This window comes from Bradyrhizobium sp. USDA 4516, assembly GCF_054055915.1.
Genome location: NZ_JBSRXT010000001.1, coordinates 5,811,789 through 5,836,150, shown reverse-complemented (window position 1 = coordinate 5,836,150; position 24,362 = coordinate 5,811,789). Strand labels below are relative to the sequence as shown.

Annotated in this window: 18 protein-coding genes; 7 read left to right on the top strand and 11 right to left on the bottom strand. The window is 64.6% G+C overall.

Annotation, left to right across the window (positions count from 1 at the left end; translation table 11 throughout):
* Positions 1-44: 44 nt before the first annotated feature.
* Complete coding sequence (locus ACVI1L_RS26580; RefSeq protein WP_057017493.1) at positions 45-1,046, bottom strand: TRAP transporter substrate-binding protein; 1,002 nt, start codon at positions 1,044-1,046, stop codon at positions 45-47.
* Positions 1,047-1,200: 154 nt separating this feature from the next.
* Positions 1,201-2,904 carry an IlvD/Edd family dehydratase gene (locus tag ACVI1L_RS26575; RefSeq protein ID WP_076826998.1) on the bottom strand — a complete coding sequence of 568 codons (1,704 nt, stop codon included), beginning with the start codon at positions 2,902-2,904 and terminating at the stop codon, positions 1,201-1,203.
* Positions 2,905-3,076: 172 nt separating this feature from the next.
* Here ACVI1L_RS26575 and ACVI1L_RS26570 point away from each other — a divergent pair, with 172 nt between their 5' ends.
* Positions 3,077-3,769 carry a GntR family transcriptional regulator gene (locus ACVI1L_RS26570; RefSeq protein ID WP_057017495.1) on the top strand — a complete coding sequence of 231 codons (693 nt, stop codon included), beginning with the start codon at positions 3,077-3,079 and terminating at the stop codon, positions 3,767-3,769.
* 34 nt (positions 3,770-3,803) lie between these two features.
* Positions 3,804-4,370, top strand: a complete 567-nt coding sequence (locus tag ACVI1L_RS26565) for an invasion associated locus B family protein (protein WP_141340326.1) — start codon at positions 3,804-3,806, stop codon at positions 4,368-4,370.
* Here ACVI1L_RS26565 and ACVI1L_RS26560 read toward each other — a convergent pair whose 3' ends face one another.
* Positions 4,371-5,192, bottom strand: coding sequence for an NAD-dependent epimerase/dehydratase family protein (locus ACVI1L_RS26560; RefSeq protein WP_456784269.1), 822 nt, complete (start codon positions 5,190-5,192; stop codon positions 4,371-4,373).
* Positions 5,193-5,305: 113 nt separating this feature from the next.
* Between ACVI1L_RS26560 and ACVI1L_RS26555 the strand changes: the two genes are divergently transcribed.
* Positions 5,306-6,268: an SMP-30/gluconolactonase/LRE family protein gene (locus tag ACVI1L_RS26555; protein WP_076827002.1), complete on the top strand. Its 963-nt coding sequence runs from the start codon at positions 5,306-5,308 to the stop codon at positions 6,266-6,268.
* A gap of 219 nt (positions 6,269-6,487) precedes the next feature.
* Here ACVI1L_RS26555 and ACVI1L_RS26550 read toward each other — a convergent pair whose 3' ends face one another.
* Both ACVI1L_RS26550 and ACVI1L_RS26545 read right to left on the bottom strand, forming a co-directional pair.
* Positions 6,488-7,921, bottom strand: a complete 1,434-nt coding sequence (locus tag ACVI1L_RS26550; RefSeq protein WP_076827004.1) for an aldehyde dehydrogenase family protein — start codon at positions 7,919-7,921, stop codon at positions 6,488-6,490.
* A gap of 292 nt (positions 7,922-8,213) precedes the next feature.
* A complete protein-coding gene (locus ACVI1L_RS26545; RefSeq protein WP_456784268.1) occupies positions 8,214-10,580 on the bottom strand; it encodes a transketolase in 2,367 nt (788 codons plus the stop codon).
* 131 nt (positions 10,581-10,711) lie between these two features.
* On the opposite strand from ACVI1L_RS26545, the gene ACVI1L_RS26540 reads away from it, so the two are divergent.
* On the top strand, positions 10,712-11,173 hold the full coding sequence (locus tag ACVI1L_RS26540; RefSeq protein ID WP_016841346.1) for an Lrp/AsnC family transcriptional regulator: 462 nt from the start codon (positions 10,712-10,714) through the stop codon (positions 11,171-11,173).
* 742 nt (positions 11,174-11,915) lie between these two features.
* On the opposite strand, the gene ACVI1L_RS26535 is transcribed toward ACVI1L_RS26540, so the two are convergent.
* Positions 11,916-13,088: a fumarylacetoacetate hydrolase family protein gene (locus ACVI1L_RS26535; RefSeq protein ID WP_456784267.1), complete on the bottom strand. Its 1,173-nt coding sequence runs from the start codon at positions 13,086-13,088 to the stop codon at positions 11,916-11,918.
* A gap of 247 nt (positions 13,089-13,335) precedes the next feature.
* On the opposite strand from ACVI1L_RS26535, the gene ppk2 reads away from it, so the two are divergent.
* The 3 genes from ppk2 to ACVI1L_RS26520 all read left to right on the top strand — a co-directional run bounded on the left by ppk2 (position 13,336) and on the right by ACVI1L_RS26520 (position 16,013).
* Positions 13,336-14,199 (top strand): polyphosphate kinase 2, encoded by an 864-nt coding sequence (ppk2, locus tag ACVI1L_RS26530; protein ID WP_253610070.1) that lies wholly within the window; start codon positions 13,336-13,338, stop codon positions 14,197-14,199.
* A 339-nt stretch (positions 14,200-14,538) separates the two neighbouring features.
* Positions 14,539-14,961 carry a DUF6294 family protein gene (locus ACVI1L_RS26525; protein ID WP_028331873.1) on the top strand — a complete coding sequence of 141 codons (423 nt, stop codon included), beginning with the start codon at positions 14,539-14,541 and terminating at the stop codon, positions 14,959-14,961.
* Positions 14,962-15,134: 173 nt separating this feature from the next.
* Positions 15,135-16,013, top strand: a complete 879-nt coding sequence (locus tag ACVI1L_RS26520; protein ID WP_076827009.1) for a transporter substrate-binding domain-containing protein — start codon at positions 15,135-15,137, stop codon at positions 16,011-16,013.
* Positions 16,014-16,175: 162 nt separating this feature from the next.
* On the opposite strand, the gene ACVI1L_RS26515 is transcribed toward ACVI1L_RS26520, so the two are convergent.
* The 5 genes from ACVI1L_RS26515 to ACVI1L_RS26495 form a co-directional block, all read right to left on the bottom strand.
* Positions 16,176-16,844 (bottom strand): amino acid ABC transporter permease, encoded by a 669-nt coding sequence (locus tag ACVI1L_RS26515; RefSeq protein ID WP_016839817.1) that lies wholly within the window; start codon positions 16,842-16,844, stop codon positions 16,176-16,178.
* Positions 16,845-16,902: 58 nt separating this feature from the next.
* Positions 16,903-18,162 carry an NAD(P)/FAD-dependent oxidoreductase gene (locus ACVI1L_RS26510; protein ID WP_057017507.1) on the bottom strand — a complete coding sequence of 420 codons (1,260 nt, stop codon included), beginning with the start codon at positions 18,160-18,162 and terminating at the stop codon, positions 16,903-16,905.
* A 4-nt stretch (positions 18,163-18,166) separates the two neighbouring features.
* The gene (locus tag ACVI1L_RS26505) at positions 18,167-18,925 is read right to left on the bottom strand and encodes an SDR family NAD(P)-dependent oxidoreductase (protein WP_076827011.1); all 759 of its coding nucleotides are present in this window, start codon (positions 18,923-18,925) and stop codon (positions 18,167-18,169) included.
* Positions 18,926-19,032: 107 nt separating this feature from the next.
* Positions 19,033-20,115, bottom strand: a complete 1,083-nt coding sequence (locus ACVI1L_RS26500) for a zinc-binding dehydrogenase (protein WP_141340327.1) — start codon at positions 20,113-20,115, stop codon at positions 19,033-19,035.
* A gap of 117 nt (positions 20,116-20,232) precedes the next feature.
* Positions 20,233-24,120 carry an autotransporter domain-containing protein gene (locus tag ACVI1L_RS26495; RefSeq protein WP_456784266.1) on the bottom strand — a complete coding sequence of 1,296 codons (3,888 nt, stop codon included), beginning with the start codon at positions 24,118-24,120 and terminating at the stop codon, positions 20,233-20,235.
* Between the last annotated feature and the right edge of the window lie 242 nt (positions 24,121-24,362).

Here is a 24,362-nt window from a genome sequence, read left to right as displayed (position 1 = left end):
GGCGTATGGGTCCCGGCCTTCGCCGGGACGACGCAGGAAGTGGGCTAGTTGACCGCGCGGATCAAATTCTTAATCTTCTCCGCATGCGGCCCGAGATCCTTGGCGAGCTTGTCGAGATAGGGATCGGCGATCGCGGTAAAGCTCTTCTTGTCCACATCCTCGACCACCTTGACGCCGAATGACTTCAGTTTTGCAGCCGCATTCTTCTCCAGTTCGAACGCCTTCGCCGGCTCCTTGGCGCTCACCTCGGCGGCCGCTGTCGTCACCCAGGCCTTCTGCTCGGCTGAAAGGCTCTGCCACAGCCTGTCGCTGATGAACAACAGCGCATTGTTGGCCTCATGCTCGGTCATCGAGAGCACCGGCGCGACTTCGTAGTGCTTATTGACGAGGTAAACATTCACGCTGTTTTCCGCCGCCTCGACGACGCCGGTCTGCAGCGACGTGTACACGCTGCCGAACGGCATATGGACGGTTTGCGCGGCGTAAGCCGGGAAGATCGTGTCTTCCGTAGCCGTCGCCTGAACGCGAATCTTTACACCCTTGAGGTCGCTGACGTTGTGGATTTCCTTCCTGGCGTAGATGCTTCTTACGCCTTGGCTGCCCGTCGCGATGACATGAAGGCCTTGCGACGTGTCGTCGATCATCGCCTTGATCGCGTCAATCACCTTCTGATCGGCAAGGGCCTTCACCACATGGTTGGCGTCGCGGAACAGGAAATGCAGCGACATCACACCGGCCTGCGGCGAGATAGTCGCGGTGTTCGCCGACGAGATGATGGCGAATTCAATGTCTCCGGATTTCACGAGCTGCAGCAGCTGCGGCTCCTGTCCGAGCTGCGCTCCCGGATACTGGTCGACGATCATGGTCCCCTTGCTCAACTCCTTGAGCTTGGCGGAGAACATGTCGTAGGCCACGCTGTATCCGGTGTTGAGCTGCTGATCGTGCGCGAAGCGGTAGTGCTTGACTTCCTGCGCGCCGGCGCCCGCGGAAAGCAGCAGCGCTGCCGCGGCCATGGCAATCCCGACGATCCTGGCTGAATAGCCCATCGCGACGTTCCCCCTGTTTTTAATTGAGGGGGATCATCCCACCAGTCGCGCAGGATTGTCAATAAAACAGAGGCAATCAGCTCGCCGTAGGCGACAACGAGCACCGCATCGCAGAAATTATCGACAATTCAGCAGATGCGCCGAACTTTGCAAGCTACTTCCCCTTGGCGCGCATGAAGTCGAAATCGCAGCCCTCGTCGGCCTGCAGGATGGTGTCGTTGAAGAGATGCGCGTAGCCGCGCTTGGCCCAATCGGGCGAACCGGCCGGCGCGAGCGCGTCGCGGCGCTTCTGCAATTCGGCCTCGTCGACCAACAGATCGATGCTGCGCTTGGCGACATCGAGCCGGATCATGTCGCCGTTCCGCACCAGCCCGAGCGGACCGCCGACCGCGGATTCCGGCGTGATGTGCAGCACGATGGTGCCGAACGCGGTGCCGCTCATCCGCGCATCGGAGATGCGGACCATGTCCTTCACGCCGGCGCGCGCGAGTTTCTTCGGGATCGGCAGGTAACCCGCCTCCGGCATGCCCGGCGCGCCCTTCGGGCCGGCATTGCGCAACACCAGCACGTCGTCGGCGGTGACATCGAGCGCGGGATCGTCGACCCGCAGCGTCATGTCCTCGACCGATTCGAACACCACGGCGCGGCCGGTGTGCTGCAATAGTTTCGGGCTCGCCGCCGACTGCTTGATGACGGCACCGCGCGGCGCGAGATTGCCGTGCAGGATCGCCATCGCGCCTTCGGATTTGATCGGGTTCGCCTTGGAGCGGATCGCGTCCTGCCCCGGCACATCCTCGGCATTGGCGACGACCTCGCGCAAGGTCTGGCCGGTGATGGTTTTGGCATCGAGATCGATCAGGTCGCCGAGCTGCGCCATCAGCTTCGGCACGCCACCGGCGTGATGGAAATGCTCCATGTAGTGTTCGCCCGACGGCTTGAGGTCGACCAGCACGGGGACCTCGCGGCCGAGCTTGTCGAACGCCTCGAGGTCGATCTTGTGCGGCGAGCGGTTGGCGATCGCCGTGAGATGGATCAGGCCGTTGGTCGAGCCGCCGATCGCCTGCATGACGACCTGGGCGTTGCGGAACGAGGACGGCGTCAGGATCTCGCTCGGCTTCGGTCCCTTGGTCTTCGCCATCTCGGCGGCGACGCGGCCGCTGGCCTCGGCGGAACGGAAGCGTTCGGCATGGGGCGCCGGGATCGTCGCGCTCATCGGCAGCGACAGGCCGAGCGCCTCGGTGATGCAGGCCATGGTGGAGGCAGTGCCCATCACCATGCAGGTGCCGACCGAGGGCGCGAGGCGGCCGTTCACCGCCTCGATCTCGTTGTCGTCGATCTCGCCGGCGCGATACTTGCCCCACAGCCGGCGGCAGTCCGTGCAGGCGCCGAGCACCTCGCCCTTGTGATGGCCGACGACCATGGGCCCGACCGGAATCACCACCGTCGGCAGATCGGCGCTGATCGCGGCCATGATCTGCGCCGGCAAGGTCTTGTCGCAACCGCCGATCACGATCACCGCATCCATCGGCTGGGCGCGGATCATTTCCTCGGTATCCATCGCCATCAGGTTGCGCAGATACATCGAGGTCGGGTGCGCAAAGCTCTCCGCGATCGAGATGGTCGGGAACACGAACGGCATCGCGCCCGACAGCATCACGCCGCGCTTCACGGCCTCGATGATCTGCGGCACGTTGCCGTGGCAGGGATTGTAGTCGCTGTAGGTGTTGGTGATGCCGACGATCGGGCGATTGAGCGCATCGTCAGAATAGCCCATCGCCTTGATGAACGCCTTGCGCAGGAACAGCGAGAAGCCGGCGTCACCATAGCTTGTCAGTCCCTTGCGAAGTCCGTCGGCCATTTTCTTCTCGTCCCGTGGTTGTTCGGCCGCACTTAAGGAGCGGCAGGAATTATTGTCAATATGAGATAATCCGGTCGCGGCGGGTGGCTGGTCTGCGGCAAAATCGCACCCATTATTGACAATAACCGTGGCGCTATGCTGACCTCAGGCAACGATCCAAAGCCGAGAGCGCATGACAGCCGAGCCCACATTGCCCGAACTCCAGGCCCCCTCGCGCGAGGAGGAACAAGCGGAGGTGATCCGCCGGCTGGAGGAGGACATCATCTTCGGCCGCTTCGCGCCCGGTTTGCGCCTGGTCGAGGATAACCTGATGCAGCGCTACGGCGCGAGCCGGCATTTCGTCCGCCAGGCCCTGTTCCAGCTCGAGCGCCAGGGCATCGTGCTGCGCGAGAAGAATGTCGGCGCCACGGTGCGGTTCTATTCGGCCGAGGAAGTGCGGCAGATCTATGAGGTGCGCGAGATGCTGACGCGGCAGGCCGCGCTGATGATCGCCCTGCCCGCGCCGCAAAGCCTGATCGACCAGTTGAGCGAGCTGCAACGGCACTACTGCATCAAGGCCGAGGCGCAGGACATGCGCGGCATTCACGAGACCAACGATGCGTTCCACCTCGCGCTGTTTTCCGCCTGCGGCAATCCTTACCTCGTCCGCTCATTGCAGGACTACATGAACCTGACGCTGCCGATGCGCGCCAAGAATCTCGCCGACAGCGAGGGCCTCGCATTGTCGCGCCGCCAGCACGAATTGATGATCGAGCTCTTGAAGGGCCGCGACAGCTGGGCGCTGGCGCAGCTTTGCGTCGATCACATGCAGTACAGCAAGGCGGATTATCTCGTCCGCATCTCCAACGACAAAAAGCCGCAATAGCGCGATACGCGGCCTCCTCGTGAAGGAGACGGCGATGCGCTATGTGGCTATATTCCTTGGATCGTTCACCGTGCAGCTTGCGCTCGGCGGCGTCGGCGAAGCGGCCGATCCGCGCGCGACGCAGCTCACCTACGAGCCCTGGACCAAGACGTGCCTGACAGAGGCGAGCTGCTTCGTCGGCGCCGCCGCGCGCGGTCAGTGTTCGCCATCGGGCGGCACACTCAGCGTCTCGCCGCAGAGTAGCAAGCGCGCGATCGTGAGCGCCAATGTCGGAACGCGGACCATGCTGGAAGGCACGATCAGCCTCCGCATCGATCAGGACGAGCCGATCCAGATCGCGAGGCCGCATTGCTACACGCTCGGCTGCGGCGGCACGCTCGAGGCCGACGGCGAAATGATCGAGCGGCTGAAGCACGCGCAGACGATCGCTGTCGAAGCCAAGAACCTCACCGGGCAGACCATAAGCCTCGCCTTTCCCCTCACGCACTTCGCCGAGACCTTTGACGGGCCCGGCAGCCCGCCCAAGACATCCGGGCAAGGTTCGAAGGAGGCGCAGCAGCACACCGAATCCGTGAAGCAACTGCCGCAATGCGAGGACTGATCACTTCTTCCAGTCGATCACCCTCTCCTTGTCGCCGTCGAACCCCATGCTGCAGAACGCGCCGCCCTGGTAATAGTCGCCGACCGGATCCGGCGGCAGCTTGGCCTGCTCGGCCATCGCGTGCTCGCGGAAATCTTCAGCCCTTCCGGTCGGACGATAGCCGAGATCGTAGGCGCGGTGATTGTCCCACCACGAGCGCTCATTGTAGGACGCGCCGTACAGCACCTCGAAATGGATGTCGGGATGCTCGAGCCCGATGCGGCAGAGCTGGACGAGGTCTTCCGGCTTGAGCCAGATCGAGAGCCTGCGGTGGTCGAGCGGCGCCTCGCCGAAATTGCCGATCCGGAGGCACGTGACCTTGATGCCGTGCTTGTCGGCATAGAGCGCGCCGACGCCTTCGCCGAACACCTTGCTCACACCATAGCGACTGTCCGGCCGCGCGGTGACGTCGGTGCCGATGCGGTGATGACGCGGATAGAACCCGACCGCGTGATTGGATGAGGCGAAGATCACGCGCTTGACGCCCTTTTTGCGCGCCGCCTCGAACAGATTGTAGCAACCGATGATGTTGGACTGCAGGATCGCGTCCCAGGGGCCTTCGACCGAATAGCCGCCGAAATGCAGAATGCCGTCGACGCCTTCGCAGATCGCCTCGACCTGTGCGAGGTCGGCGAGATCGGCCGCCTTGAACTTTTCGTTGCTGCCGAGATCGGAGGGCTGCTTGATATCGCTCAGCAGGAGATCCGGATAGATCGGCGACAGCAGCTTGCGCAGGGTCGTTCCGATTCCCCCTGATGCGCCGGTCATCAATATGCGTGGCATGCCGTCCCTCTTCTTTCCTGATTGCTCCGGTCGAATTGCGGTCGCAGGCCGACAATGATAGCAAACCAGGCGCTCAAGGAAACACCATCGAAACACAACAACGAGAACAGCAAATGTCCGATGTTCATTCCGCCGGCTGGCGTCCCGCGACCTGCTATCCCGATCCCGCGATCCGCGCGCTCGATCCGCGTTTCGAGAAATACTGGCTGAAACTCTCCGCCGTCGAGCGCATCGCGACCGGCCTGCGCTGGGCCGAAGGTCCGGTGTGGTTCGGCGACGGCCGCTATCTGTTGTGCAGCGACATCCCGAACCAGCGCATCCTCAAATGGGAGGAAGAGACCGGCGCGGTCAGCATCTTCCGCAAGCCGTCGAACTTCGCCAACGGCAACACCCGCGATCGCCGGGGCCGGCTGATCACCTGCGAGCATGGCGGCCGCCGCGTGGTGCGCACCGAATATGACGGATCGATCACGGTGCTGATCGACTCCTTCGGCGGCAAGCGGCTGAACTCGCCGAACGACGTCGTGGTGAAATCCGACGGTTCGATCTGGTTCACCGATCCGATCTTCGGCCTGCTCGGCAACTACGAAGGCTACAAGGCCGATCCCGAGATCGAGCCCAACGTCTACCGGCTCGATCCCGAAACCGGCAAGGCCACCATCGTCGCCGAGGGCGTGCTGGGGCCGAACGGGCTGTGCTTCTCGCCGAACGAGAAGATCCTCTACGTCGTCGAATCCCGCGGCGAGCCGAACCGCAAGATCCTCGCCTATGACGTCGCAGCCGACGGCAAGACGATCTCCAACAAGCGCGTCTTCATCGACGCCGGCCCGGGCACGCCCGACGGCATGCGCTGCGACATCGACGGCAATCTGTGGTGCGGCTGGGGCATGGGTGATCCCGAACTCGACGGCGTCGTCGTGTTCGCGCCCGACGGCGTCATGATCGGCCGCATCGCGCTGCCGGAGCGCTGCGCCAACCTCTGCTTCGGTGGCGTCAAGCGCAACCGCCTGTTCATGGCGGCGAGCCAGTCGATCTATGCGCTCTACGTCAACACCCAAGGCGCGCTCGGCGGCTAGCCCGGCCGTCATTGCGAGGAGCGAACCGACGAAGCAATCCATCTGTCCGCCCGTGAGGAGAGATGGATTGCTTTGCTTCGCTTCGCTCGCAATGACGGCGAGACTGCAACCTTCATCTTCGCAAGATTCGCACTCTTCAAGACCTTGCGCCCCCAAAATGGCTGACGCCGGAGCAGTTGCCTGCCCCGGCGCCAAAAGTCGCGTCTCTCGTGGCTCGGCTTACGCGGCGTTGTAGCCGGCGACCGCCTTGGCCTCGAGATATTCTTCCAGACCGTAGCGGCCCCACTCGCGGCCGTTGCCGGACTGCTTGTAGCCGCCGAACGGCGCGGTGCGCTCGTTCGGCACGCCCTGCAGGTTGACGTTGCCGGCGCGGATCTGGCGGCCGACGCGGCGCGCGGTTTCCACGGTGTCGGCGGAGACGTAACCGGCGAGACCATACGGCGTGTCGTTGGCGATCTTCACCGCGTCGGCTTCGTCCTTGGCGCCGAGGATGGTCAGCACCGGTCCGAAGATCTCTTCGCGGGCGATCGTCATGTCATTGGTGACGTCGGCGAAGATGGTCGGACGGACATAGAAGCCCTTGTTGACGCCCTCGGGCAGACCCGGGCCGCCGGCGACGAGCGTTGCGCCCTCGTCGATGCCCTTCTGGATCAGCGCCTGGATCTTGTCCCACTGGCCGCGGTTGACCACCGGACCGATCGTGGTGCCGTCCGCACGCGGATCGCCGGCCTTGGTCTTGTCGGCGACGCCCTTCGCGATGGCGGCCACTTCCTTCATCTTGGAGAGCGGCACGATCATGCGCGACGGCGCGTTGCAGGACTGGCCCGAGTTGTTGAACATGTGCATCACGCCGCCGGTCACCGCCTTGGTCAGGTCGGCACCGTCGAGGATCACGTTCGGCGACTTGCCGCCGAGCTCCTGGCTGACGCGCTTCACGGTCGGCGCCGCACGCTTGGCGACGTCGACGCCGGCGCGGGTCGAACCGGTGAACGAGATCATGTCGATGTCCGGGTGCTCGCTCATCGCGGCACCTACCTCCGGGCCGAGGCCGTTGAGCAGGTTGAACACACCCTTCGGCACGCCGGCTTCATGGAGGATTTCCGCAAAGATCAGCGCCGAGGTCGGGGTGAACTCCGACGGCTTCAGGATCATGGTGCAGCCGGCGGCGAGCGCGGGCGCGACCTTGCAGGCGATCTGGTTGAGCGGCCAGTTCCAGGGGGTGATCATGCCGACGACGCCGACCGGCTCGCGCACGATCACGGCGGTGCCCATGGTCTCCTCGAACTCGTACTTCTTCAGCACTTCGAGGGTGTTCATGAGGTGGCCAAGGCCGGCGCCGGCCTGCAGCTTCTCGGCCATCGGCAACGGCGCGCCCATTTCGTCGGAGACGGCGGCGCCGATCTCCTTCATGCGGCCCTTGTAGACCTCGACGATCTTGGTGAGCAGCGCGACGCGCTCCTCGCGGCTGGTCCGGGAAAAGGTCTCGAAGGCGCGCTTGGCGGCGGCGACTGCCTTGTCGACATCGGCCTTGGAGCCGAGCGCAATCTCATACATCGCTTCTTCGGTCGCCGGATTGACGACCGGGGTGGACTTGCCTTTGACGACGGGATCGACCCAGGCGCCGTCGATGTAGAATTGCATGCGATTGACCATCGGAAACCTCTTGTACGGGGCGTATGGAATGGGGAACGAAAGCGTTCGGCAGGCATCCTTGCACGAAAGCCCGGCGAATTGAACCCGCCATATGCGGGACGCGGCTCGTGCGCGCGAACAGCATATAATGTCGCTATCGCGCAGGTGGCAAGGTTGGTCTCGTCGCCCCCGGCGAAGGCCGGGGCCCATAAACTCCGCCGGCAATTGGTAAAGGGTGCTGTTAGAACGAGTCGCGTTTACTTGCTGCCAGTTGTGGTAATGGGTCCCGGCCTTCGCCGGGACGACGATGTGGCTACACCGCCATCTTGCGATGCCGCACTGGGGCGCCGACCGAGACGCTTTCCGCCGCGTCGATGATGGCGTTGGCGTCGATGCCGTAGTGGCGGTAGAGGTCGCCGATCGTGCCGGTCTGGCCGAAATGCTCGACACCGAGCGCCTCGACACGGTGGCCGCGCACGCTGCCGAGCCAGCCGAGCGTTGCCGGATGGCCGTCGATCACGGTCACAATGCCGCAGTCGCGGCCGAGCGGCGCCAGCATGCGCTCGATATGACTCAAATGCTGCGCGCCGCGGCGGTCGCGGCGCAAATTCCGCGCGGCGGACCAACCCGCATAGAGCCGGTCGGCGGAGGTGACCGCCAGCAGACCGACGTCGCGGTGGTTCTCGCCGATCAGGCCGACCGCCTCGATCGCCTCCGGCGCGACGGTGCCGGTATACGCGATGACGATGTCGCAGTTCGGGCCCGGCTTGCGGATCCAATAGGCGCCGTCGGTGATGTCGCGCTGCAGGTCCGGGGTCATGATCCGTTGCGGCTGCTCCAGCGTACGGGTCGAGAGTCGCAAGTAAACCGAACCACCCTCGGCACCCTCGCGCTGCATGTGGCCAAAGCCCCAGCCCATGATCACGGCAAGTTCATCGACGAAGGCCGGATCGAACGAGGCGAGCCCGTCCTGCCCGATCCCGATCAAGGGCGTCTTGATCGACTGATGCGCGCCGCCTTCCGGCGCCAGCGAGATGCCCGACGGCGTCGCCGCCACCATGAAGCGGGCATCCTGGTAGCAGGCATAGTTCAGCGCATCGAGGCCGCGTTCGATGAAGGGATCGTACAGCGTGCCGACCGGCAACAGCCGCGCGCCGTTGATCTGGTGCGACAGGCCGAGCGCCGACAGCATGATGAACAGATTCATCTCGGCGATGCCGAGCTCGAGGTGCTGTCCCTTCGGCGAATATTCCCAGGTGTAGGCGGACGGGATCTTCTCCTGCCGGAACAAGTCGTGGTTCTCCGCCTTCGCGAACAGGCCGCGGCGGTTGACCCAGGCGCCGAGATTGGTCGACACGGTGACATCGGGCGATGCGGTGACGATGCGCGAGGCGAGTTCGCTATCGCCGCGCGCCAGCTCGTGCAGCACGAGACCAAAACCCTGTTGCGTCGACATCTGCGCCGAGGCCTTGAAGGCCAGCCGTTCCGGCACGTCGATTTCTGGCGCCGACAGGCGGCGGCGCCCCTCGCGGTTGAACGGCGACTCGGCCAGGAAGGCCTCGAGCTTCGCAGGCTCCTGCGAAAGGCCCTCGAACTTGTCCCACTCGTGGCCGGGGCGGATATTCTGCGCGGCGCGCCATTTCTCCATCTGGGCGACCGTCATCAGGCCGGCGTGGTTGTCCTTGTGGCCCTGCATCGGCAGGCCGACACCCTTGATGGTATAGGCGATGAAGCAGACCGGCCGATCATGGTCGATCGCCTCGAAGGCCTCGATCATGCTCGCCATGTCGTGGCCGCCGAGATTCGACATCAGCGCCAGCAACTCGTCGTCGCTGCGGCGCTCGATCAGCGCCGACACCTCGCCCTGGTCGCCGATGTCGTCGCGCAGATGCTTGCGGAACGCGGCGCCGCCCTGGAAGCAGAGCGCGGCGTACATCTGGTTCGGGCAGTTGTCGATCCAGCGCCGCAGCGCCTCGCCGCCGGGCTCGGCGAACGCCTCGAGCATCAGCTTGCCGTACTTCACGATCACCACGTCCCAGCCGAAGTTGCGGAACATGGTCTCGAACTTGGCCCACAGCCCCTCGCGCACCACGGCGTCGAGCGACTGCCTGTTGTAGTCGACCACCCACCATGTGTTGCGCAGGCCGTGCTTCCAGCCTTCGAGCAGCGCCTCGAAGATGTTGCCCTCGTCCATCTCGGCGTCGCCGACCAGCGCGATCATGCGGGCCTCCGGCCGGTCCTGCAGCCAGCCATGCGCCTTGACGTAATCCTGCACCAGCGAGGCGAACAGCGTCTGCGCGACGCCGAGGCCGACCGAGCCGGTCGAGAAGTCGACGTCGTCGCTGTCCTTGGTGCGCGAGGGGTAGGACTGCGCGCCCTTGTAGCCGCGAAAATTCTCCAGCTTGTCGCGGGTTTGGTGGCCGAACAGATACTGGATGGCGTGGAACACCGGGCTCGCATGCGGCTTCACCGCGACGCGGTCCTGCGGGCGCAACACCGAGAAATAAAGCGCCGACATGATGTTGGCGAGCGAGGCCGACGAGGCCTGGTGGCCGCCGACCTTCAACCCGTCGGTAGAGGGCCGCACATGGTTGGCGTGATGGATGGTCCATGACGACAGCCACAGCACCTTGCGGGCCAGGGCGGACAGCATGTCGAGGCGTTCAGGCGCGATTCCCATGGCAATGCTCCGGGCGATATGCCGGAATGTTACTGCCGCAGGCGGCGGCGAAAATCTCAATTCCACGCGACAGCACAGGAAAAATTGGGATAAATTCCCACGATCCGACTTCAACTGACGAGTTCATCCCAATGCCTGCCCTCGATGCCATCGACCGCAAGATCCTGAGTCTGCTCCAGACCGACAGCCGCATGACCATGCAGGAACTCGCCGACAAGGTCGGGCTGTCGGTGTCGCCTTGCCACCGCCGGGTCAAGCTGCTCGAGGAGCGCGGCGTGATCTCTCGCTACATCGCAACCGTCGACCAGAAGTCGATCGGGCTGCACGTCTCCGTCTTCATCTCGATCAAGCTGGCGCGGCAGAAGGAGGAAGACCTCAACCGCTTCGCGCGCGCGATCTCGAAATGGGACGAGGTGCTCGAATGCTATCTGATGACCGGCAACCGCGACTATCTGCTGCGCGTCGTCGCCGCCGACCTTTCCTCCTATGAGGCATTCCTGAAGAACAAGCTGACCCGGCTCGACGGCATCGCCTCTATCGAGTCGAGCTTTGCGCTGAGCCAGGTGAAGTATTCGACGGCGTTGCCGGTGTGAGGGCGTTGGTTGGTCACTCGAATGACGCCAACCCCACAGTGTCGTCCCGGCGAAGGCCGGGACCCATACGCCGCAGCAGTTGTTGTGAGAGGGACTCGTCGTTGCAGCATCGCTTAACAATTTGCATTTGGGGTTATGGGTTCCCTGCTTTCGCAGGGACGGCACTGAGTGTGTGAATCGTCCGAGCTTTGCATCTCGTTCCGTTTTGCAAAAGAGGCTTGCGCCGTCGGGCAACCCAGTGATTGGCGCTGGCGCCCTGCCCGGCTGGACGGCCTCGCCGCGACAACCAGGCTACGGCGCGATCCATATCCCAATCACGATGATGGCCAGTGAGACGGCAATGACCAGCATATCGGTGGTGAGCCAATCCGGCATTCCGTTTGATGGCTGCTCGCTCATGTCCGCGACTCCTTCTGTTCGCGTCGAGCCGATATGCTGGAGCGGACCGGCGCGAACGAGGATGAACTGGTTCACATAAAGCTAGGAAAAAGCGGCAAATTCCGCGTGTTTTAGCGCGCTCAAGTTGCGCCACACGGTCGATCTGCCGCGCAGGTTTCTGAACATGTTCGACAACGCCGACGCTTCGGCACAGTCACCATCGTCGTCGTTCAACGCGCTGCGAGAGGCGGCTGAACGTCGCCGGATTGTCGGCGCAACTCGGCGCCGACCTGCCGCCACGCGACAGGCCGCACACGGCCGACGAAGTGGCCGAGGTAGTGGACTCGCCGCCCCGTCCTGATCCTCACAGCACCTTGCGCTGTGCGAGGTTCTTCATCAGCGCACCGACGCCGAAGGTCCAGGGCTCGCATTCGTCGCTATTGCGCATCCGGTTGACCAGCTTGCCGAGCTGCGGCGCGGCGATGGTCACGATGTCGTCGCGCTTGTGGGTAAAACCCTCGCCCTTGGCATCGCGATCCTTGACCGGCGCGAACATCGTTCCGAGGAACAGCGCAAATCCATCAGGATATTGATGCACGGGGCCGATGGTCTGGGCGACCAGATCGGTCGGGTCGCGGCTGATCTTGCTGATCGAGGAATGGCCCTCGAGCACGAAGCCGTCTGCGCCAGTCACGGTCAGGCCGACATCCATCTTCCTGACATCGTCGAGCGAGAAGGTCTGGTCGAATAGCCGGAGCAGCGGGCCGATCGCGCAGGAAGCGTTGTTGTCCTTGGCCTTCGACAGCAACAGCGCCGAGCGCCCCTCGAAGTCGCGCAGATTGACGTCGTTGCCCAGCGCGGCGCCGACGATCTTGCCGGCGGCGGAGACAACAAGCACGACCTCCGGCTCCGGATTATTCCAGGTCGACTTCGGATGCAGCCCGGCATCCATGCCTGATCCGACCGAGGACAGCGTCGGCGCCTTGGTGAACACTTCGGCGTCGGGACCGATGCCGACCTCGAGATACTGGCTCCAGGCATTCTGATCGATCAGCACCTGCTTCAGTTTCACCGCCTGCTCGGAGCCGGGCTTCAGCTTGGAGAGATCGTCGCCGACCAGGCGCACCACTTCCTTGCGGATCGCGTCCGCCGAGGACGGATTGCCGCGCGCCCGCTCCTCGATCACGCGCTCCAGCATCGAGATCGCGAAGGTGACGCCGGCGGCCTTCAGCACCTGGAGATCGACCGGCGCCAGCAGGTGCGGCCTGGCCTTGTCGCGGCCGTCGGGCGGGGTGTTGGCGAGGATCGCCTCGAAATCGCCGATCCGCTCGCCGCCCGTGGCACGCAGCGCGGCCGCGGGATCGCTTTCCTCGCAGAGCGCGCTCACCGTCGGGAACCGCGCCGTGACATCGAACACACCGTCTGCCCGCACCGCGACGACGGCGGGCCCGCCGGCCTGCGGCAACCAGACCCGCCCGACCAGCGTGCCGGCGGTGCCGTCCTCCGGCAGGACGTCTTTTGGCGTGAGCGAAATCATCGGCACATCTCCCTTTTTGGTTTTGTCGGCTTGTTAGCACAGTCCGCCCGGCGGCGTGAAACAGCGGTCACGGCATTGTCATAGAGGGGTAACATCGCCCGTCAATGCTGCCGTCCGATCCATCTAACACACTGAAAGACGGACCTTCATGACGACCTCAGCCCTCACCGACGAAGCCTCCCGGGATGAAGCCTTGCGGGACGAAGCCTTGCGGGATGAAGCCTTGCGCGCCCGCATCCATCAGGAGATGGCCGACAGCCTCGACGAGGAACTCGAGCTCGAGCTCGACGACATGAGGCTCGACGAGCTCGACCATGACGGCGCCGCCGGCAGGCCGTCGATCGACCGCAAGTTCTATTTCCGCGAATTGCTGCGGCTGCAGGGCGAACTGGTCAAGCTGCAGGACTGGGTGCAGCACGAGAAGAAGAAGGTCGTCGTGCTGTTCGAGGGCCGCGATTCCGCCGGCAAGGGCGGCGTGATCAAGCGCATCACCCAGCGGCTCAACCCGCGGGTCTGCCGGATCGCGGCGCTGCCGGCGCCGAACGAGCGCGAGCGCACGCAATGGTACTTCCAGCGCTATGTCTCGCATCTGCCGGCCGGCGGCGAGATCGTGCTGTTCGACCGCAGCTGGTACAACCGCGCCGGCGTCGAGAAGGTGATGGGGTTCTGCAGCGACGAGCAGTATGAGGAATTCTTCAACTCGGTGCCGGAATTCGAGCGCATGCTGATCCGCTCCGGCACCGTCCTCCTGAAATACTGGTTCTCGATCACCGACGAGGAACAGGCGTTCCGCTTCTCGATGCGGATCCAGGATCCGCTGAAGCAGTGGAAGCTGAGCCCGATGGACGTCGAGGCGCGGACCCGCTGGGAGCTCTACACCAAGGCCAAGGAAACGATGCTGGAACGCACGCACCTGCAGGACTCGCCGTGGTGGATCGTCGATGCAGTCGACAAGAAGCGCGCCCGGCTCAACTGCATCTCGCATCTCTTGAGCCAGATCCCCTATCAGGCGGTCACCCACCAGCCGGTGGTGCTGCCGCCGCGGGTGCGCAACCCGGACTATCACCGCGGCCCGATCCCGCAGGAGATGTACGTGCCGGGACGATATTGATTCTGGGCACGAGCACGCTCTGTCCTCCCCCGCTTACGGGCAGGGTAATCGCATATGGAATGAACGGATTCTTCCGCGCCGTCATGGCCGGGCTTGTCCCGGCCATCCACGTCTTTTCTTCGCGTGGAAACGAAGACGTGGATGCCCGGGACAAGCCCGGGCATGACGAGTTTGTGGGAACTCCGATCGCCTCAAACGGCCATATGCGATTGCCCCACGCTTACGGGGAGGATCACTAAATCGCGATTGTAGATTGTGAGGCAGCTCACTGGTCCTTTTGCGCCCTCCCTTTAAACCAGAGGTTGCTCGCAATTCGCGGGCTAGAAGGAGGCGTACGCTATGTTGAAAGAACATCTTGAAAGCAAAAGCTCGGCGACCGACCAGCCAGAAAGCTATAAGGGTGTTGCGACACATGCTATCCAAACCCTTGACCTCAGTTGGAGCGCGCCTATTCGTTACGGCGATTGCAAGCTGTCCGGCTTCTTGAACGGCACCCTGAACAACGGCCCCACTCTCAGGCTTCGTTCTGACGGAACAGCAGAATTGCTGGCAAAATTTTTCTCGACCGACGACGGTGATGTTTGGGTTATCGATCGTCTCGTTCTTTTGGACATTCACGGGACGGTGCTTTTTCAATTTCCACACCTTTCAAGTCCAGAAACCCAGACAGACAACCAAGTGCTCGATTGGGTAGCCGAACTGAGCTTCCCCGCCGTTTTCTTTTCTTCGGTCACAGGGGCGAACATGACCTATCGTTGCTAACCCCTAAGGGCGCGGTTCGCGGCTTATTCGACCTCCCCCACAAGCGGGAGAGGTGAAGTCCGGCACGTAGGCGACCGCGCCCTCGCCTTGCCTACCAATGGTGCAGGCGCGCGCACTTGCTGGCACCGGATACCGACGCTAGGCTTCCCCCGATCTGGTGCAGGGAGGCCCGCTTGACTCAATCCGACGACATCAAAATCTCCGAAGATCGCCGCGACGCGCTGCGCTATGCGCTCGGGATCGGCAGCGGCGCGGCGCTCGCGGCCGCGATGGCAACGCCGGCCTCGGCGCAGACGCCAGCCGACAACACGCTGGATCGCATCCGGGCCAACAAGGTGCTGCGGATCGCGGTGCTGCCGGGCGAGCTGCCCTATTTCAACAAGGACCTCGCGTCGGGCACCTGGTCCGGCTTCTCGATCGAGATGGCCAACGACCTGGTCAAACTGCTCGACGTCAAGCTGGAATATGTCGAGTCGACCTACGGCAATTCAATCCTTGATCTGCAGGCCAACAAGATCGACCTCGGCTTCGCGCTCAACCCGACGCCGCAGCGCGCGCTGGTGGTCGATTTCACCAATCTGGTGTTCCCGCATCCGTTCGGCGCGATGCTGAGGAAGGGGCTGGAAGCCAAGACCTGGGCCGACATCAACAAGCCCGAGGTCAAGATCGCGGTCGACGTCGGCTCGGCCAACGAGGCGGTGGCGCGCCGCTTTGCGCCGAACGCCACCATCAAGTCGCTGAAGTCGCGCGACGAGGTGATGCTGGAAATGTCGTCGGGTCGCGTCGATTGCGTGGTCAACGCGCTGGTGCTCGGGCTGACCGCGATCGCCAAGAACCCGAACCTCGGCACCTACAAGATCCTGGCCTCGCCATCGGTGACGATCGCGAGCGGCACGGCGGTACGGCGCGAAGCCGACAAGCGCTGGCGCGATTTTCTCTCGGTGTGGATCGACTACAACCGCGGCATCGGCCAGATGCGCGAATGGTTCGTCAAGGGCCTCGGCCTTGCCGGCGTCAAGCCCGAGGATGTACCGGTGGAGTTGAGTATCTGAGGCGATTGCCGAGACGGCAGTGATCTCCCTCTCCCGCTTGCGGGGAGGGCCGGGGTGGGGGTGTCGCCACAAGCGACACCCTATGTATGGAGAGAGCCCCCACCCGGATCGCACCTAACGATGCGATCCGACCTCCCCCGCAAGCGGGAGAGGTCAGGCAACTCACACCTTGTCGTAGGTCAGCCCGCGCTCCAACCGCCTCGCCACCAGCGTCGACGGGAACAGGATCGCAAAATAGATCAGCGCCACGATGGTGTAGACCTCGAGCGGCCGGTAGGTGTCGGCGTTGATCAAGGTCGCGTTGTAGACGAGATCGGGTACCGCGATGATCGAGACCAGCGAGGTGTTCTTGAGCTGCGTGACCGACTGGTTGACATAGGGCGCCATCATCGGCTTCAGCGCCTGCGGCAGGATCACGAGCCGCATCAGGCGCCAGCCGCGGAAGCCGAGCGCCTTCGCCGCGTCCCACTGCCCGACCGGCACGCTCTCGATCGAGCCGCGCACGATCTCGGCGTAGAATGCGCCGCCATAGAGCGACAGCACGCTGACGGCGGCGACATGCGCCGGGATGTTGACGCCGATCACGACCGGAAACGCGTAGTAGAACCAGATGATCTGCACCAGCAGCGGCGTGCAGCGGAACAATTCGATATAGGCGATCAGGAGCCAGTCGATCACGGGAATGCGCCGCAGCCGCAGCATGCCGACGATCAAGCCGATCAGGGTCCCGAGGATGATGGTGCCGATCGTGTAGGCGATGGTCCAGCCGAGCCCGAGCCAGAACAGATGGCTGTACTTGGCAAGGATGCCGAAATCCCAGACGTAGTTCATCCTGCCCCTCGGTTGCCGCGCGCTTGATCGCCAAGCATTGCAGGCGGTCTCGCGCGAGTCACGCGATATACCGGGCGGGCGAAAATGCCCGCACCTCGAACGGCGGCGCATCGCCCGCGATCATCGCCGCAATTGCGGCGCCCGTTCCGGGGCCGGTGGTGAAGCCGATATGCTGGTTGCCGAAGGCGAACCAGAGCCCGCGATGTCGCGGCGCCGCGCCGATCATCGGCAGGCTATCGGGCAGCGTCGGCCGCGCGCCGCGCCAGCGCTCGCCGACCGCATCGCCGAATTCGACTACGCTGCGCGCCATCGGCACCACCGCCTCGAGCTGCGAAAAATTCGACGGCGCATCGCGCGCAGTGAGCTCGACGCCGCTGGTGACGCGAACGCCCTGCTCCATCGGCGTCATCAGAAAGCCGCCCTCCGCATCATGGATCGGCCGCAGCAATTTGCGTGCCGGGTTCGGCACGAAATGCTGATGATAGCCGCGCTCGAACGCCAGCGGCACGCGATAGCCGAGCGGCTGCAGCAGCTCGGCCGACCACGGCCCGAGCGCGACCACGACATGGCGCGCGGCGATCTCGCCGTCGGCGAGCTGCACGCGCCAGCCGTCGCCGTGCGGCTCGATCCGCCGGATTCCGGATTGCCTGATCGTGCCCCCGCCAGCGGCGAACATCTGCGCGTAGGCCTTGACCACTGCGCCGGGTGAATCGACCGATGCCGTCTGCGTGTGCAGCAGGCCGACGCTATAGGCAGGAATGATGTTGGGCTCGAGCGCGGAGATCGCCTGCCGATCAAGCACCTCGCTCCGGATGCCGAACTCGGCGAGCGCTGCCTGCTCAGCCTGGGCGGCGGCGAGCCCGTCGCTGCGCCAGGCCTTGAGCCAGCCGGTTTCGCGGATGCGATGGCCGGCGCCGGCCTGCACGATCCAGTCGCGATGCAGCTTCAGCGAGGTCCTGATCAGGCCGTGCAGCGCGGCGGCGCGCGGTTTGGTCTGCGACGGCGTTGCCGCCGCGAGGAAGCGGATCACCCAGCCGGTATTGGCGAGCGCCCACGCAATGTTCCAGCGCAGCGCCGGATGCGCGTTGGTCAGATATTTCGGCAGGTTCTTCAGCAGCGACGGCGTATTGAGCGGCAGGATCGAGCCCGAGGAGATGATGCCGGCATTGCCGTAGGAGGTTTCGCTGCCGGGCTCGCGGCGATCGACGACGACGACGGAGAGCCCGCGCTGTTGCGCGGCGAGGCCCGCCGAGACGCCGACCATGCCGGCACCGAGCACCGCAACATCGACCTGCTCTGTTGGTTCGCCCTCGCTCATGGCGTCACATCAAGGTCAGGCCGCCATCGACCGGCAGCGTCGCGCCAGTGACGTGGCATGCTTCCGGCGACAGCAGGAAGGCGACGACGGCCGCGACCTCGTCGGCCTCGGCCAGCCGCTGCATCGGATTGGCCTTTGCGACGCTCTCCCAGGTCGCGGTATCAAGCGCGCCGAACAGGCCGGGATCCTTGCGGGTGTAGCCCGGCATCACGGCGTTGGCGGTGGCGCCTGACGCGGCGAGCTCGATCGCGAGCGACTTCACCAGCACCTCGAGCGCGGCCTTCGCGGCGGCCGATGCCGGATAGGTGGCGCCGGGCACGAAGCGATGCGGCCCGAAGCTCGACACCGCGACAACGCGGCCTTGCGCGCTGCGCGTAAGGTCAGACAGCGCCGCCGCCGCGATTTCATGGAAGGCCGCCGCCATCACCGCGAAGGCGCGCTCCAGCGCCTCGCGCGGCAGGCTTAAGAATTCGCGCCGGTCGGCAAAACCCGCGGCGTGCACGATGGCGTCGATCGGACCGAACGCGGCCCGCGTTGCCGCGACCAGCGCGGTGCCGGCGCCGGCCTTGGCGAGATCGCCGGTGCTCACCTCGACCTTCGCGCCCTTGCTGCGGCATTCCTCCGCGACCGAATTCAGCCGCGCGAGGCCGGCGGCCTCGACGCCCTGTCCGTGCAGCATCAGGGATTGAGCGGGGCCGGCGAGCCGGCGCGCGACTGCGGCGCCGATGCCGGAGCCGCCTCCCGTGATGATCGAAATTCGCATGAGGTACGTGCTGTCAGTGCGATACGAGACAGCGAACTATAGATTCGGCGTCACGAAATGCAAACCGCGCCCCTGGCCATCAGTTTAGCGCCGCGTTCAACGCCAGATCAGCGCCACGGCTCGACCAGGATCTTGGTGTGCGCCTCGGGATTGGCGAGATCGGCAAACGCCTGCGCGACGCCGTCGATGCCGACGCGGCCAGTGACCAGCGAGGCGGCATCGACCTGGCCTTCCGCGATCAGGCGCAGCGAATAGGCGAATTCCTCGGGCGTGTAGCCGAGCACATATTGGACGTTGAGCTCCTTGATGATGCCGAGCATCGGCTCGGACTTGTCGGTCTCCATGCAGACGCCGACCACGACGACACGGGCGCTGCGCGGGGCGCCCTCGAACACCTGCTGCAGCACGCCGGGCACGCCGACGCATTCGAAGATCAGCGCAGGCTTCAGCGGCGGCAGCAGCGCCTGCATCGGCGGACGCGCCGCCTTCTCCGCATCGGTCATCTGGGCGTGCTCGGCCCAGCTCGCATAGGGCTGCGTCCTGGCGGGATCGACCACCACATCGGCGCCCATCTTCTCGGCGAGCAGGCGCCGCGCCGGCGAATAATCCGCAGCAACGATCGGTCCGAGCCCCCTGATCTTCAGCGCCGCGATCACCGCCAGCCCGACCGGTCCGCAGCCGATCACCAACGGCACCTCGCCGCCCTGGATGTTGGCCATCGCCACCGCATGCACGCCGACCGCAAGCGGTTCGGTGAGCGCGGCGTGCTCGGCCGCAAGCCCGTTCGGCACTTCGAGCAGCAGCGGCTCGCTGAGCAGCATCTGCTCGGCATAGCCGCCGAGATAATCGTTGGAATAGCCGATGCCCTTCGGGCCCTCCGGCGTCAGCAGCGCCGGCAGCGAGCACACTTTCGTCCCGGGCTTCAGCTTGCGCGTCGTGTTCGGGCCGTAGTCGAGGACCTCGCAGCAGAACTCATGGCCGAACACGACGTCGCGCGACAGATCCATCGGCGTGCGACCGGGCAGGAACTTGCTCAGCTCCACCATGCGGTCGGCATGCTTGCGTGCGTGCAGATCGGAACCGCAGATGCCGCAGGCGAGCGATTTGACCAGCACCTGGCCGGCGCCGGGCTTCGGCTCGGGCACCCGGTCGACGACAATCTCGCCGTTCCTGAAGATCGCTGCGCGCATATTCCCTCCCGCGTGGGTTTTGTCCCACTCATTTTGATGCGTATTTCGTCTCGCGAAATGCTGTCGCGGATCAAGTCCGGGACAAGCTTTCGCCGCAGGAGGCTATAGCACGGAGGGTCACCACGTATAGCGCATAACGCCCTTGCCGGCGTAAGACTGTGTCACGTTGGAGAATTCGCCCTCGAAGGTCGCGGCGGCCGACCAGCCGTTGCGCCACTTCAGCTCGGCGGAGGCGGTGGTCAGCGCCGAGTCGCTGGCCTGCGCCGCGCCGTTGACCATGAAGGCCGCGCCGGGCAGCGTCTGGAACACCGCACCAACGGCGCGGTCCGGATTGAAGTCGTGCGCCCAGGCAACGCGGCCGCGCAGCGTGAAGATGCCGCCGTCAATAACGAACGATTTGTCGGAGCGCAGACCGAGTTCGCTCCGGACGTCGGTGACGCTCTTCGCGGCATAATTCAGCGCGAAGGCACCGCCGCCGGAGACCACGCTCTCCGCATAGGCCGGCAGCTCGAAGCTCGTGAACTGCGCCGCCGCATAAGGCGTCAGCCCGATCCACGGCGTGGCAGTGCGATAGCCGCCCTCGAGCCGGCCCGACCAGGCATTGGCATTGAAGTTGGCGCGCAGATGATCGGCGCCGGCCGCGGCGACGATGCGATCGGTGGTGACATCCTGCCAGCCATAGGCGAGCGCCGCGCTCAAGTACGCCGCGCCGACGCTGTGGCGAACGAACGCACCGGCCTGGAACAGATCAGAGCGGCCCCAGCCGAGACCGTTGACGCTGAAGCTGCTCGCGCCGCCGGCGAGCGCAAAGCCGGCAATGGTGTTCGGCGAGAAGCGGTAGTCGGCGCCAACCGCGGTGCCATAGAGGCTGCTGCTGGTGTTGTTCGAGCCCAGCACCGCATTGCCGCTGGTGGTCTGCGAGCCGCCATAGCCCGCCGCCCATACGCTCCAGCGCTGCTCGAAATCGACCAGCCGCGGCGGCGCCTTGGTGTAGATCGCGGCCAGCGCATCGCGCGGCTCGCTCTGGCGCGCCGCATAGGCGAGCGGCATGCTCTTCTCGGCGAACGGCGTCGCCCCCGCGCCGCCGCCAAACCCACCATCGCGCCCGGCGACGAACGGATCGGTCAGCAGACCGAGGAACAGGCCCATCGCGTTGAACGTCGCCTGCTGCGAACCGGTCGCGCCCTCGCCCGAGGCCTGCGTCAAGCCGGCCGGCGACAGCCCGGCGAACACCGCGTTGATACCGCCATTGGCGTTGAAGAAGTTCTGCAGTGTGGCGGCGACGTTCTGCTGATTGACGTTCAGCTTCGACTTCGCGCCGTAATCGAGCGTGAAGTTCAGATAGGTGTTGCTCGCGTCATAGCCGAGCGTCGCGACGAGGTTCGACGGCAGCCCGGTTGAATCGATACCGGCGAACGTGCCGTTGCGGCCGCCGGCCGCCGACAGGATGGTGTATTGCTTGGCAATCGTACTGCCGGCGGCGACGCTGACGCCGACCGATCCGGCCAGCGTCGCACTGCCGCTCACCTTGGCCAAGGTGGACGCCGTCGAATTGAGCCCGACGAGGTACAGTGCCCCCGACTGGAAGGCGAGGTTGCCCGCCACGTTCAGGGATGTGCCTGGTGTCGCGTTGCCGGGCATCAGGATGCCGCCGCTTGCAATCGTCGTGTTGCCGACGGTGCCGATGCCGGAGAGCGCGCCGCCGGCATTCACCGTGGTGAGGCTCGACGAGGCGATCGAGCCGTCGACCTGCAGGATGCCGCCATTGACGACGGTGGTGCCGGTGTAGGTATTGGTGCCCGACAGGGTCAGCGTGCCGCTGCCGGTCTTTTCAAAATTCGCCGGACCGGTGCGACCGCCGCCGAAACAGCCACAGATATGGAATGGGTTCAACGGATCGAAGTCGGCAAGCACGCCGCTGAGCGTCGTCGAGAGATTATTGCTGCCAACGGCGAGGGTGTTGCCTGAGCCGATATAATAGAAGCCAGAGCCTGCGATCGAACCCGCGGTGATGCGTCCGTCGCCGTTCAGCCCCGTGCTGAGCGAGAAATCGACCAGTCCGGTGCCGTTGGTGATGAACTGTGCGTTGCCGCCGGTCGCGTTGTTGAAGAACTTAATGGTACTGCCGGCTTCAGTGGTAATGGTGGCGTCGCCCGCGGTAGCGAACGCCGTGAAGATGTGTTGGCTGCCGGCCTGGTTGTCGATAATCGCATTGCCCGCGGTGGCATAGGCATCGAACTGGAAAACGCCGCCAGCCCGATTGACGATCGTCGCGTTGGCCGCGGTCGGCGCCTCTACCGGGTTGATACCGACAGATCCGAAATAGAGCACGCCGCTGTTGTCGAAACTGGCGTTCGCCGCCGTGCTGTTCTGAAAAAAGGCGACCTGACCGCCCGCGAGCGTAACGATGGTTGCCGAAGCCGCAGATGAGGACTCGAAAAACTGCGTCGAGCCGCCATTGGTGCCGTTGGTGATGGTGGCCTGCCCTGCATTGGTGTGGCCCAGAAACACCGCGGCGCCGCCGTTGGAGTTGTCGATCACGGCCTTGGCGGCCGTGCTGGTGTCGGAGCCGCCGGGAGGACCAAACGCGTCGCCGAACACCACAATGCCGCCGTTGGTGTTGGTGAACCTGGCGTTGCCGGCAGAACTGGTGTCGCGGAACACTGTGAGCGCACCATTGGTGTTGCTCACGGTGGCATTGCCAGCGGTGCTGCTGTCGCGAAACTCCGTAATGCCGAAATTCTGGTTGACGATCGTCGCCGTCGACGCCGTGGTGGAATTGTAGAACGTCGTGGTGGCGATCCCGTTGAAGCCGTCGTTGACGATCTTGGTGATGCCCGCGGTGTTGGCATTCACGATGTCGAACTTGCCGTCGACGGCGACCTCGCCGACGATCGAAGCGGTGTGGCTGGCGTCGCCGAGTTGCAACGTCGCGCAATCGCAGATCGTGGTGCCGCCGGTGTAGGTGTTGGTGCCGAGCAGCACGACGCGGCCGAGGCCGCCTGAATTATCCAGCACCGTCAGCTTGCCGGGGCCGTTGCCGTCGGCGATGTTGCCGGCGATCGTGAGCGTCACGCCATTGGCGTCGATCGCGCTGCCGATCGCCGACGTGTTGATCTTGAAGTTGTTGCTGAAAGTCAGGTTGATGAGGCCGTCGGCCTGAAACGAGGCATTGTCGAGCGTGACGGTGCCTGACCCGACCGAACTGTTGTTGCTGACGACAACGGTCGTATCGACCACCAGCGTGCCGCCGGAATAGGTGTTGGCGCCGGAGAGCTGCACATTGGAGAACGCGGACGCCGACGAGTCGATCAGGCGCAGAACCCCGGCGCCGACGCCGTCGGCGATCACGCCCTGGAGATTGACCTGGGCGCCGTTCGCATCGACCGTGCCGCCGGCCGCATTGACCGCGATGTTGTTGGCGAAGGCGACGCTCGAGACCGTCGGCGACTGCATCTGGAACGTGCCGCCATTGAGCGTGATGGTGCCGGTGCCGACCGAATCCGCATTCGTCACCTGCACGGTCCCGGCGGAGATCAGCGTGCCGCCGGAATAGGCATTGGTGCCCGCGAGCACCAGCGTGCTATTGCCGAGCTGCTGCACCATCGCCGGACCGCCAATGCCGTCGGTGAGGTTGGCGTTGATCGTGATGGTCTGGCCGTTGTTGGCCTGGTTGATCAGGCCGCCGGTCGGCCCGGACAGGCTGAAGCCAACCGGGTTGCCATTGATCGTGTAGGATTGCGAATTGGCGGTGAAGCTCCAGGACCCCGGCAGCATCAAGCCGGGCCCGATGGTGACCGTCGCCGATCCCGATGAATCGAAAATGGCTGACTGGTTCGGGAGGATCGGCGGCGCGCCGGCCGACGTGGTCGACCAGTTGGTCGGGAGTTCGTAGACATCGGTGCTCGTCGAGCTGCCCGTGCCGCCCCAAGTGTAGCTTTGCGCTTGTGCCGAGCCGGTCGGCAACTCGATTGCGCTGGTCAGGGCGCAGAGTGCCAAGGCCATCGCAGCGCGAGACGACCGACCGCCTGACAGGAAAAAGAACGAACCAAAATGCACTTACCCGCCCCCCAAACGCTCTGCGGCGCCCTTGGGGCTAGGGTTAGCACGCGGCGAAGTGTGAGGTTGCCGATCGTTTCCGAAATCCGGTGATTCAGCGATCCGAGATCAAAGATTTCGGCCCGACTGTTGTACCCGCGCAACGCTAGTTGAAGCCGGCTTCGCAACCGACGCACGATTTCGTCCGG

What these genes read in the sequence shown, in the direction of transcription:
- ACVI1L_RS26580 (WP_057017493.1), bottom strand. Translation starts at nt 1,046, where the DNA reads ATGGGCTATTCAGCCAGGATCGTCGGGATTGCCATGGCCGCGGCAGCG.
- ACVI1L_RS26575 (WP_076826998.1), bottom strand. Translation starts at nt 2,904, where the DNA reads ATGGCCGACGGACTTCGCAAGGGACTGACAAGCTATGGTGACGCCGGC.
- ACVI1L_RS26570 (WP_057017495.1), top strand. Translation starts at nt 3,077, where the DNA reads ATGACAGCCGAGCCCACATTGCCCGAACTCCAGGCCCCCTCGCGCGAG.
- ACVI1L_RS26565 (WP_141340326.1), top strand. Translation starts at nt 3,804, where the DNA reads ATGCGCTATGTGGCTATATTCCTTGGATCGTTCACCGTGCAGCTTGCG.
- ACVI1L_RS26560 (WP_456784269.1), bottom strand. Translation starts at nt 5,192, where the DNA reads ATGCCACGCATATTGATGACCGGCGCATCAGGGGGAATCGGAACGACC.
- ACVI1L_RS26555 (WP_076827002.1), top strand. Translation starts at nt 5,306, where the DNA reads ATGTCCGATGTTCATTCCGCCGGCTGGCGTCCCGCGACCTGCTATCCC.
- ACVI1L_RS26550 (WP_076827004.1), bottom strand. Translation starts at nt 7,921, where the DNA reads ATGGTCAATCGCATGCAATTCTACATCGACGGCGCCTGGGTCGATCCC.
- ACVI1L_RS26545 (WP_456784268.1), bottom strand. Translation starts at nt 10,580, where the DNA reads ATGGGAATCGCGCCTGAACGCCTCGACATGCTGTCCGCCCTGGCCCGC.
- ACVI1L_RS26540 (WP_016841346.1), top strand. Translation starts at nt 10,712, where the DNA reads ATGCCTGCCCTCGATGCCATCGACCGCAAGATCCTGAGTCTGCTCCAG.
- ACVI1L_RS26535 (WP_456784267.1), bottom strand. Translation starts at nt 13,088, where the DNA reads ATGATTTCGCTCACGCCAAAAGACGTCCTGCCGGAGGACGGCACCGCC.
- ppk2 (WP_253610070.1), top strand. Translation starts at nt 13,336, where the DNA reads ATGGCCGACAGCCTCGACGAGGAACTCGAGCTCGAGCTCGACGACATG.
- ACVI1L_RS26525 (WP_028331873.1), top strand. Translation starts at nt 14,539, where the DNA reads ATGTTGAAAGAACATCTTGAAAGCAAAAGCTCGGCGACCGACCAGCCA.
- ACVI1L_RS26515 (WP_016839817.1), bottom strand. Translation starts at nt 16,844, where the DNA reads ATGAACTACGTCTGGGATTTCGGCATCCTTGCCAAGTACAGCCATCTG.
- ACVI1L_RS26510 (WP_057017507.1), bottom strand. Translation starts at nt 18,162, where the DNA reads ATGAGCGAGGGCGAACCAACAGAGCAGGTCGATGTTGCGGTGCTCGGT.
- ACVI1L_RS26505 (WP_076827011.1), bottom strand. Translation starts at nt 18,925, where the DNA reads ATGCGAATTTCGATCATCACGGGAGGCGGCTCCGGCATCGGCGCCGCA.
- ACVI1L_RS26500 (WP_141340327.1), bottom strand. Translation starts at nt 20,115, where the DNA reads ATGCGCGCAGCGATCTTCAGGAACGGCGAGATTGTCGTCGACCGGGTG.
- ACVI1L_RS26495 (WP_456784266.1), bottom strand. Translation starts at nt 24,120, where the DNA reads ATGGCCTTGGCACTCTGCGCCCTGACCAGCGCAATCGAGTTGCCGACC.